We start from the raw sequence: 709 nt of genomic DNA, 5'->3' as shown, positions 1-709 counted from the left end.
CGGTCTGACGGCGCCCAACGGCCCGTCCCAGCAGCGCGTCATCCGCGACGCGCTGACCAGCGCCCGGCTCACCACCGCCGATGTCGATGTGGTGGAGGCGCATGGCACGGGCACGACGCTGGGCGACCCGATCGAGGCCCAGGCCCTGCTCGCCACCTACGGCCGAGGCCGGCCGGAGGGGCAGCCGCTGTGGCTGGGCTCGCTGAAGTCCAACATCGGCCACACCCAGGCCGCCGCGGGTGTCGCGGGCATCATCAAGATGATCATGGCGATGCGGCACGGAGTGCTCCCGCGGACGCTGCACATCGACGAGCCCACCCCGCATGTGGACTGGTCGGCGGGCGACCTGGAGCTGCTGACCGAGGCCCGGCCGTGGCCGGAGCTCGGCAGGCCGCGCCGGGCGGCCATCTCCTCCTTCGGCGTGAGCGGCACCAACGCGCACACGATCATCGAGCAGCCCCCGGCCCCCGAGGAGATCCCCGCGACCGGTCCGGTGGCGGAGCTGCCGACGGTGCCCTGGGCGCTCTCGGGCAAGTCCGAGGCCGCCCTGCGCGGCCAGGCCGAACGGCTCCTCGCCCACCTCGGCACCCACCCCGACCTGGACACCACCGACGTCGGCCACGCGCTGGCGACGGGCCGGGCGGCGCTGGAGCGGCGCGCGGTCGTCGTCGGCGAGGACCGGGACGGGCTGCTGTCCGGCCTGGCGGCG

General features: G+C 75.5%; 1 protein-coding gene. It reads left to right on the top strand.

Features of this window, described 5'->3' with window-relative positions; all coding sequences use genetic code 11:
• On the top strand, positions 1-709 hold a 709-nt coding region (locus tag KN815_RS41430), incomplete at both ends, for a ketoacyl-synthetase C-terminal extension domain-containing protein (RefSeq protein ID WP_301184697.1).

It is taken from the genome of Streptomyces niphimycinicus (genome assembly GCF_018883605.1).
Classification (GTDB): domain Bacteria; phylum Actinomycetota; class Actinomycetes; order Streptomycetales; family Streptomycetaceae; genus Streptomyces; species Streptomyces niphimycinicus.
This window is presented reverse-complemented; position numbering and strand designations above follow the sequence as displayed.